This window comes from Moorena sp. SIO3H5 (assembly GCF_010692395.1).
Taxonomy (GTDB): Bacteria; Cyanobacteriota; Cyanobacteriia; order Cyanobacteriales; family Coleofasciculaceae; genus Moorena.
Genome location: NZ_JAAHHS010000303.1, coordinates 1 through 9,526, shown reverse-complemented (window position 1 = coordinate 9,526; position 9,526 = coordinate 1). Strand labels below are relative to the sequence as shown.

6 protein-coding genes are annotated in these 9,526 nt (G+C 42.6%); 4 read left to right on the top strand and 2 right to left on the bottom strand.

The annotated features are described in order from the left end of the window. Positions 1–65 precede the first annotated feature (65 nt). The 3 genes from F6K52_RS26060 to cobN all read left to right on the top strand — a co-directional run bounded on the left by F6K52_RS26060 (position 66) and on the right by cobN (position 5,736). Positions 66–206, top strand: coding sequence for a hypothetical protein (locus tag F6K52_RS26060; RefSeq protein WP_293085056.1), 141 nt, complete (start codon positions 66–68; stop codon positions 204–206). Positions 207–244: 38 nt separating this feature from the next. Further along, entirely contained in the window at positions 245–1,780 is a 1,536-nt protein-coding gene (locus F6K52_RS26055; protein WP_293085053.1) for a hypothetical protein, read from the top strand. A gap of 65 nt (positions 1,781–1,845) precedes the next feature. Then, complete coding sequence (cobN, locus tag F6K52_RS26050; RefSeq protein WP_293085050.1) at positions 1,846–5,736, top strand: cobaltochelatase subunit CobN; 3,891 nt, start codon at positions 1,846–1,848, stop codon at positions 5,734–5,736. 28 nt (positions 5,737–5,764) lie between these two features. Here cobN and F6K52_RS26045 read toward each other — a convergent pair whose 3' ends face one another. Both F6K52_RS26045 and F6K52_RS26040 read right to left on the bottom strand, forming a co-directional pair. Beyond that, positions 5,765–7,078, bottom strand: coding sequence for a family 10 glycosylhydrolase (locus F6K52_RS26045; RefSeq protein WP_293085046.1), 1,314 nt, complete (start codon positions 7,076–7,078; stop codon positions 5,765–5,767). Between the two features lie 215 nt (positions 7,079–7,293). Next, the gene (locus F6K52_RS26040) at positions 7,294–8,466 is read right to left on the bottom strand and encodes an AAA-like domain-containing protein (protein WP_364419722.1); all 1,173 of its coding nucleotides are present in this window, start codon (positions 8,464–8,466) and stop codon (positions 7,294–7,296) included. Positions 8,467–9,088: 622 nt separating this feature from the next. Here F6K52_RS26040 and F6K52_RS26035 point away from each other — a divergent pair. Next, positions 9,089–9,406 carry a DUF4359 domain-containing protein gene (locus F6K52_RS26035; RefSeq protein WP_293085042.1) on the top strand — a complete coding sequence of 106 codons (318 nt, stop codon included), beginning with the start codon at positions 9,089–9,091 and terminating at the stop codon, positions 9,404–9,406. The last annotated feature ends 120 nt before the right edge of the window (positions 9,407–9,526 follow it).

Below are 9,526 nucleotides of genomic sequence, written 5' to 3'. Positions count from 1 at the left end.
TTTTTTTTTTCCAGGCATGAGACGGCATGCGTGATCCGGGTTCCTTCGTGACTTGAGTTCAGACGTTGGCTCCTTCTTATCTGCTCCCTGCTCCCTGCTCCCTGCTCCCTGCTCCCTGCTCCCTGCTCCCTGCTCCCTGCTCCCTGCTCCCTGCTCCCTGCTCCCTGCTCCCTAAAACCCAGACATTTGTACCTCACAAGTCGTAGAAGTGCTATAATTCTTAAAAGATAAGGAGAATTATTTGTTGCAACACAGCAATCTGGAATTTAAGTTTTTGCCTGAACATCTAAGAAATGGTCAGGTTATTGATATCCCATATCTAGTAAAACGTCTAGATGCTGCCAACGAAGCTCTTAAAACAAAACCATTGGGATATACACTTGAGTCCTTAACTGAATTTAGCCCTGTTGTTAAGGAAAGAAAGCGTTTGCGTGAGACGAATTTTCATGCTTGTCATGATGATCGGGAAAAACTTGATATTCAGTTGAATAATGCCTTCTACTTTAATTCAGAAAATGTAGACTTGGGCGATCCAGATGCTCAAGCTATTTTAGAAGCAGCCCATGATTTCCTTTATCAAGGCGATCACAATCGACTTTGGTTGCTGCCTGCCTTTGTTGAAAGGGAAACTATTGCTCATGTTGCTACTTACCATCAGCGTTTACTGCCCAGGGGCCGCGTTATCGTTGTTAGTCCCGATCAGAAAACATTGACAGCAGCTGCACCTCATTGTGATGTTGTTATCGATCAGTGCCAGGTTTTGGAACAGATTAATATCAATGCATTACGAGAAGAGGGGTTTTTACCAAAGCAGAGAAATGTTTGCTTGAGTGGAAAAGGAACGACACTTTTAGCTGGATTCATTTGGGCTATGGCTCATGGATTAATTAATGATAAAACCTATATTGGCCATACTGATACTGATGAAATCAACTTAGATTTTTATGGACCTTATTATCAGACAGATTCAAAAGAAAGACGTCGTGTTAGTCCATATAGACCTGCCGAGTACATGGCAGCAGCAGCGGCATACATGCCAAGCTCTCATCAAATCTCTGTTGTTCAACCTGCCAAAGCAGGTGTGCGAAGAAAAGGGGAAGTCTGCTTGCCAGCATGGATGATGATGGCTAATACGACAATTGGAGATGCCAAAATGAGGCAGATGGGCTTGGAGCTTTGTCGCGTTGCATGGCCATCTCCTGGAGAAGCAATTGTTTGGGCACCTGTGTATCGAGATATGCCATGGCAGGGAACAACGGGGTTCGATTTGGATCGGTATGCAAAGGCGTTTTATATTGAGATGGGATTTAGTGGCCTTGGAAGTAACGAGAATTATGCATTTGTACAGGTAGGAATTCCTGCTCCCAAAATTGAGAGCTACGGTGTTAGAGAAGTAGATGATATCGGACAAGCTATATGGGCAACAAGTATTTATTCAACACAAGAGCAGTTTTACTACCACCAGTTAATGAAAGAAGGATCAGCCGAATTCGCTCCGGGATATTCTGATGATCTGATTAAAGCATTTAATGAACAGTTTGCTGGTGTAGAACTGCGTGTACCATTCACATGTCCTCCTGAGATTTTACAGGATGATTCTGGAAAACTCTATATTGCCTCTGAGGATTCTAATCCAAATAGAGCAATGTATTGTGCTGGTCCATTCTATTATCCATCACCAACAAGAATGTTGGAAATGGGAGTTATCAATTTAGATAAAGTCAGAGAGGTACCGAATCTGAGCACAAGTGGGAACAAGTTGCCTGGTAGTTTGGGTTGAGCCTTGCCATCTATCCCAGAGTCCATATAGACTCATCTAGAATGGTTAGAGCCACACACTAAACTATGCATCGCATCGCCGCTACTCCAGGAGGATGGAACCCTGAAGCTGAAGGGGTTATCTTCATCGAACAAACCCCAGCACCGATTATTTTCCTGACTGCTGCTGACACGGATATCCAAACCCTAGCCGCATCGGTATCCCAACTTCCGCCAGATTTCCCAGCTATCCGAGTCGCTAATCTGTTGCAGTTGCAGCAACAACTAACCATTGATACCTATGCTGAGGATATTTTAGCCAAAGCACGGATTATCATTATCAGATTATTGGGGGGACGCTCCTACTGGTCTTATGGCTTAGAAGTGGTGAAAGAAACAGTAGAACAAACTGGCGCTACATTATTGGTTTTACCAGGAGATGACCGACCAGACCCTACCTTAACTAGTCACTCCACAGAAACTATTCCGATAGTGAATCAATTATGGCGCTACTTTACAGAAGGCGGTGTTGAGAATTTCACTAACGCTCTTAAATTTGTGGCAGATGTATGCTTGGAGCAAACCAATAATCCACCACCACCAAAACCTGTGCCTCGGGTTGGGGTTTATCCATGGCAATCGGGGATAAGCAAACAACCTACTAGCAATCTTAAAGGCAATGTTAAAGTTGGTATTTTGTTCTACCGTGCCCATTACTTAGCGGGAAATACAGCACCGATTGATGGGTTATGTCAGGCTTTAGTAGAACGGGGCTTGGAACCGGTGCCAGTATTTGTCTCTTCTTTACGGGATCTAGAGGTACAACGGGAATTGTTAGGCTATTTCCAAACTCCCGATAGCTCTAGTAGTGCGATTGAGCTTTGCTCACGCTACGCGATCGCAGTGTTGCTGAATACGACAAGTTTCTCGGTAGCTAAGTTGGATGCTGAGGTACATCAGTTGGAGTTGTGGGAAGGGCTGGATGTACCTGTGTTGCAGGTTATTTTAAGTAGTGGCACCGTGGAACAGTGGCAGTCTGGGTTTCAGGGATTGATGCCTAGGGATACTGCTATGAATGTAGCGTTGCCAGAGGTGGATGGGCGAATTATTAGTCGTGCGATTTCCTTCAAGTCGGCGCAACGGTGGAATCCTTCTCTGGAAACGGATGTGGTGGTTTATGAACCGGTATGCGATCGCATTCAGTTTGTAGCAGATTTAGCCATGAATTGGCTACAGTTACGGCAAACCCTACCGAATCAGAGAAGGGTTGCTCTGATTTTAGCTAATTACCCCAATCGAGATGGCAGGCTGGCCAATGGGGTAGGATTAGATACCCCGGCCAGTTGTGTAGAGATTTTAAAAGGGTTACGGGATGCTGGGTATTGGGTTGAGAAGATTCCGGACAGTGGGGATGAGTTGATTGAGTGGTTGACCGCTGGGGTTACCAATGATCCGGAAGGATGGCAGTTACGTTTGGTACGACAAGAGTTGAGTTGGCAGGAGTATTGGGACTATTTTCAAGAGTTACCGATAGGGGTTCAAAAGGGAATCCGTGAGCGTTGGGGAGAGTTTGATGTTAACGGTAAAGACAACAAAGATGGCAAAGGAGAGATAACCGAGATTTCAGCATTTCCCATTTCAGGAATTCAGTTGGGAAATGTGTTTGTAGGAATTCAACCCTCTCGGGGTTATGATATTGACCCAGCTTTGAATTATCATGCTCCCGATTTGGAACCGACTGATGGATATTTGGCATTTTATTATTGGTTGCGGAAGTGTTTTGGTGCCCAGGCAATTGTTCATGTAGGCAAGCATGGGAATTTAGAATGGTTACCGGGTAAGAGTGTGGCCTTGTCAGAGTGCTGTTATCCAGAAGTGGCCTTAGCAGCCATGCCTCATTTGTATCCATTTATTGTCAATGATCCGGGGGAGGGTGCTCAAGCAAAGCGTCGCGCTCAAGGGGTGATTATTGATCATTTAACCCCTCCCATGACTCGTGCTGAACTTTATGGTCCTCTGCAACAGTTGGAGGGATTGGTTGATGAGTATTATGAAGCGCAGAGTTTGGATTTGTCTCGGTTACCAATTATTCGCGACCGCATTGTTAAACTTATCTTTGAGGAGCACTTGCACGAAGATTTAGGGATTGCAGTAGACGACATCGAAGCTGGAGAATCGGAAATTACTAATCAAATTGATGCTTATCTTTGTGAATTAAAAGAAGCTCAAATTCGAGATGGATTACATGTGTTTAGTCAATGTCCCCAAGGACGTCAATTGCGAGATTTACTAGTAGCAATTGCTCGTCATCCAGGAAAGAATCGCATCGGCTTAACTCGTGCTTTAGCTCAGGATTTAGGTTGGGATTTTGACCCTCTAACGGAAGAGTTTTCAGTAGTTAAGGATATCGCAAGAAGTAGTATAGATTCCATATCAAAATTAATGACAAGGCAAAAGGTAACAGAGGAATGCTATACTGGTAAATATACTGTTGGTGATTTGGTTGAAGTATTGGAAGAAGAAGCGTCTGAATTAGTAGAACAAATCATCACTAATTCCCCATTAGCGATTACTGATTACCGATTACCGATTACTGAAACAACAAAACAAGAATTAGATTGGATACGCGATCGCCTGTTACCAGCACTACAACAAACTAATCAAGAACTTACCCAATTGTTACGGGGATTAGATGGGAGATATGTACCGAGTGGGCCATCTGGTGCGCCGACTAGAGGACGACCGGATGTTCTGCCCACAGGTCGCAATTTTTACTCTGTTGATATCCGTGCTATTCCTACAGAAACAGCTTGGGATGTAGGCAGAAAGGCAGCTGAAGTGCTAGTGGAGCGCTATACCCAGGAAAATGGTGAGTATCCCAAAACCCTAGGGATTTCGGTCTGGGGCACATCGACCATGCGTACCGGGGGAGATGATATTTCCGAAGCTCTGGCGTTGTTGGGAGTGCGACCGATTTGGGATGGGTCCTCACGGCGGGTGGTAGACTTTGAAATCTTGCCAGTGTCTGTGTTACAACGTCCTAGGGTGGATGTGACCCTGCGCATCTCTGGCTTCTTTAGAGATAGTTTCCCCAATTTAATCGACCTATTTCACAATGCAGTCGTTGCTGTGGCAAACCTGGATGAATCACCATCAGACAATCCTCTAGCAGCCCAGGTGAAACAGGAAACAGACTATTGGTTACAGGTAGGCTTGAGTCAGTCCCAAGCGCAAATGCGATCGCACTACCGCATCTTTGGCTCGAAACCAGGAGCCTATGGTGCCGGGTTACAGGGTTTGATTGAATCTCAAAACTGGCAAGATGAGCAGGATTTAGCTCGCGCTTACATTAACTGGAGTAGTTACGCCTACAGCTCATCTTCCCCCAAGGGAGCCCCAGAAGCGTTTGAGCAGCGCCTGAAACAGATGCAAGTTGTATTACATAATCAGGATAATCGGGAACATGATTTACTCGATTCAGATGATTACTACCAGTTTCAGGGGGGGTTAACTGTAGCAGTGCGGGGGTTAACTGGCAAAAATCCTCAAACCTACTTTGGGGATAATTCTATCCCTGAAAAGCCCAAAGTTCGACAGCTAAAGGAAGAGATTGCCCGAGTGTACCGTTCTCGTGTCGTGAATCCTAAGTGGATTGAGGGAGTGATGCGCCATGGTTACAAAGGAGCATTTGAAATGGCAGCAACGGTAGATTATTTGTTTGCCTATGATGCTACCGCTAATTGTGTCGCAGACCATATGTATCAAGGAGTAGCTCAGGGATATTTATTTGACCCAGACGTGCAAGAGTTTGTCCAACAAAAGAATCCATGGGCATTGCGAGATATGGCAGAACGGTTACTAGAAGCTAATCAGCGGGGATTGTGGCAGTCAGTTGCACCAGAGACCTTAGAGAAATTGAGAGCGATCGCATTACAAGCAGAAGCAGTGATTGAAGGAGACAATTTTGGCATTTTATAGCTTCGAAAGTATAGTTATACGCTTACCTTTATTTAACAGAAAGTTGCTTTAACTTAGAAGCTACGTCTTCTGGATTTGTCCCATTGGGAAACACTAAAATCGCCTTAATTTTGTTGTTAGCAATTATTTCTGGCAAGCGATGGAATTGTTGATCGGAAATAGCAATTCCATCATAGGTTTCGGCATAATCTACTTCTTTGGTAAAATTTTTATCATTATAAGCTTGAATAAAAACTCGATCTACATTCCATTTTGGCCAGTCGGCAGCAAAATATTTTTTAGCCCAATAAGGATTATGATGACAAAGATCAAAACTAACCTTTGGGTTAGCTTGTTTCATAGCACTTATCATTTCTTGTGAAAAAGTGGTTAGCTTATTAGTGCGATTTACTTTACCTGGCAACTCAGCATGGTAACCGAGATAATCATCCCATTGGACTGCATCAATTTTAGGATATTTTTGGACAAATTCTACTAAAATATCTCTAAAAAAATTAGCCACTTCAGGAATTTCTACATCAAGAATATAATGTTCGATTCCTGGATAGGTGCGGTCAACGCCGGGTACAACCCATTTACGTTCAATAGCTAAATCAAAAATCGGGCTATTTTTATCTATTTTGATACCTTTTTCAAAATAAGCATGAACTTCCATGCCGTGTTTGTGTGCTTCATCAATTAGCCAAGTTAACCAGCGGTCGCGAAACAGATTGGGACAACTTTTATAACCAAACGTTTTTTGCATCACTTCACTAGTGTACATAGGACAAGCATTACCCCATACACCATGAATAATCGTATTAATACCTTGAGAGTGATAATGACGAACTTGTTTTCTAATCTTATCTTCACTAGCATTATTAGTTACGTTATAACGACTTATATAAATTCCTCTGATTGCTTTTTTCTCCCAAGGAGTTTGAGTTTTTTGAGGAGTTTGAGGTTTTTGAGCTGTTATTGGTGTTGGTGAAGCTGGCTGATTCTTAGGTTTAACAATTGGTGTTTGAGGTGTTTGAGGTTTTTGAGGTGTTATTGGTGTTGGTGAAGCTGGCTTATCATTAGGTTTAACAATTGACGAATTTGGTAAGGAAGGTGCGGTGGTTACGGGAGGCTCATTAGGAGCCGAAGGTTGTGGTTCGGCGGTCGTCGAATTTAAACCAGGAATAGTTATTGGTAGATTTTGAGGAATAGCTATTGGGAGATTTTGAGGTAATTTGCTAATCATGGATAAACCTCCTTGATGGTTCAACCACCAATAGCCACCTCCTAAAACCAGTAAGATTAGAGAAATAGGAATATTTGCGCATCCACATCCACTATTTTCATTCTTTTTATTCGACATACTAAACTTATTCCCTAGCAATAGTTTAATATATTATAGCAATTACCATATTCATTATGTACAAATTTATGGTTTTTATGAAACAGGTATTAGGCGAGAGTAAATAGGTAAAAATTTTTGTATATATTATAGCTATCATAAACGCTATAGTTTAAGTTATACCAAGGGGCTGAAGCCCAAAACGCTAGGTATACCTAGCGTTTTAGTCCCTTAAACTAACAGTATGCCATACTAACTCTGGAAGAGGGTGAATTTTGAGGATACTCACGCATATTCTCTAATTGTTTGGTAACCCATTCAGGATTAAAAATTGCTTTGTATATAGGGTTTTTTACCCTCAGCCATCCTTGTTGATTAACCACCAAACCCGATAGCAGCAATTCCTTGCACTCTTCGCTGTTATCCATCAGTACATCATCTCCAGCTAAAATCTGCTGATAAAGTCTCAGCAATTTGTCAGCATAGTATTTATTACTCAAAAGGCGAGCTGAGATACTTCGCAAATGTTCGGGTTCATCCTGGGATTCCCAATTATTAATAATGTGAGTGTGTACGATTCTCTCTACCCAAGATGCCTCATTACCAGGAGCAATAGTCAACCCGACCTTTACTGAATCTACTACCAACTGACATAGTTTTTGGGTCAGAAAGGGTTGTCCTCCTGTCCAAGCCAGTATCTCCTTGAGAATCGTTTTAGGGTTACCCCCTGTTTCCTCTAATCCCTTAGCAAGGGGATATGCTTCATGGAATTGAAAGTCATTTAGTTCTATGGCTTTCCCGATATTAAATGGTGTCCGCTTTTTGCTAGTAATCAAATCACTTGGCTTAGCTACCCCGAATACAGCAAAGACAATGCGATTATAGTCGGGATTAATTGCTCTTTGGTTATAGCAGAATCGGATCAGGGCTAAAAAATCCTCAACGGGAAAAGGTAAGTTGAGAATAGTATCAATTTCATCAATGAAGATAATAATTCGTTCAGTAGGAAATTTGACCAGCAGGATATCTTCCAGGAAATTACTCAATCGCTGAAGCAGTGAAAGATACTCTTCCTGGTGCCACCAGGATTGTAAATTAAAGTTACCGAATAACTTCAAGCCTCGTACCAACTCAGCAACCACTCCTTTGTACCACTGAGTTGGAGTAATTGTTTCGCTACCGATGCGCGTCATATCAATAGTACTGCATCTTATACCTTCTTGTTCTAGCTGATGTCTGATTCGCACCGATAGAGAAGACTTTCCCATTTGTCTGGGAGCCATCACATAACAAAACTCACCCCTTTTTAAGGCGTTATATAGTTGGATATCTGCTTGTCTTTCTACATAGCTAGGTGCATCACTAGCTAGACTACCACCGACTTGGTATAGAAGGTAATTGTCAATCATAAACTTGTTAGTAATTATGGTTTAGGTTACAGAAACTCAGCAAATAACTTAACTTTTTGTTCAACAAAAAAACCGAATTACTATAACGCTACTAGATAAAAAATATAATCATAGCTTGTGAATAAAGTGTGAAAATATCGTAGGTAGTGGAATTGTCAGCTTATGGGCTACGCGAACAGATTTCAGCTAGGGAAAAGATAACTTCCGCTCTCGGAAAATAGAATTATATCAAGTCCGGTTAATCACTTGAAAAATAGCCGATTTATCAGCAATAGTAATCAAGAGGTTAGATTTTCCGGAATAGACCCACAACGTAACGAAAAAATATTTAACAAAGGAATTTAACTGGGCTTTCCCTAGGTCGAGCTTAGATTAAATCCGGTTGACTAATTATCCTATGGCTGAGTTTGACCCGGTGGGTGGAATGGGCATGTTGGTGGAACGGGCATGTTAGTGGAATGGGCATCTTGCCCGTTTCAATTTCCGGGCAGCAACCTAACACTGGCGGTGCGTTACGGGGCGGACTATCCCAAGGCTGGCGGTCGAGGCGAACAATAAGGGCAAGTCCGCCCCTAAAGCACCCTACGCACCCTACTAATAATCCATTGTTTAAGATAAAATTATGTATCAGCGCATCAATAACACCGTTTTCTTAGCTTTAGTGTCCAGCATTATGGCACTCACCAATCCCACTAAAGATGCTTATCTTGATCATGCGGCATGGCATTTACACGATACTTACTGCCAGCAGAAATCCCTTCCTCTTGGGGTAAAAGCAGCTTGTTTTGTCGGTAAACCTTTACCACCTGATGCAGTTAAGCCAGTAATCGAAAGCTACACTCGTCACCAAAACTATTTCCTTTTCAGTATCTATACCACCAACTTCTGGGGTAAAAAATTCCACACAGTTGGGCTAGGGGGCAAGTTTTTGGTGTTTTAATTATGTAAGCATTCAGCTGAGAGCTCTCAGCATATGCTTATGGTGGTTTGCATAACTATCAGGTGCACAGGATTGTTTTCCCTCTTACCTCTTTTCCCCTCCCAAGAGGGGAAAAGAGGA

Excerpts from the sequence above, each read along its gene's own strand:
- F6K52_RS26035 (WP_293085042.1), top strand. The coding sequence starts at position 9,089 with ATGTATCAGCGCATCAATAACACCGTTTTCTTAGCTTTAGTGTCCAGC.
- cobN (WP_293085050.1), top strand. The coding sequence starts at position 1,846 with ATGCATCGCATCGCCGCTACTCCAGGAGGATGGAACCCTGAAGCTGAA.
- F6K52_RS26045 (WP_293085046.1), bottom strand. The coding sequence starts at position 7,078 with ATGTCGAATAAAAAGAATGAAAATAGTGGATGTGGATGCGCAAATATT.
- F6K52_RS26040 (WP_364419722.1), bottom strand. The coding sequence starts at position 8,466 with ATGATTGACAATTACCTTCTATACCAAGTCGGTGGTAGTCTAGCTAGT.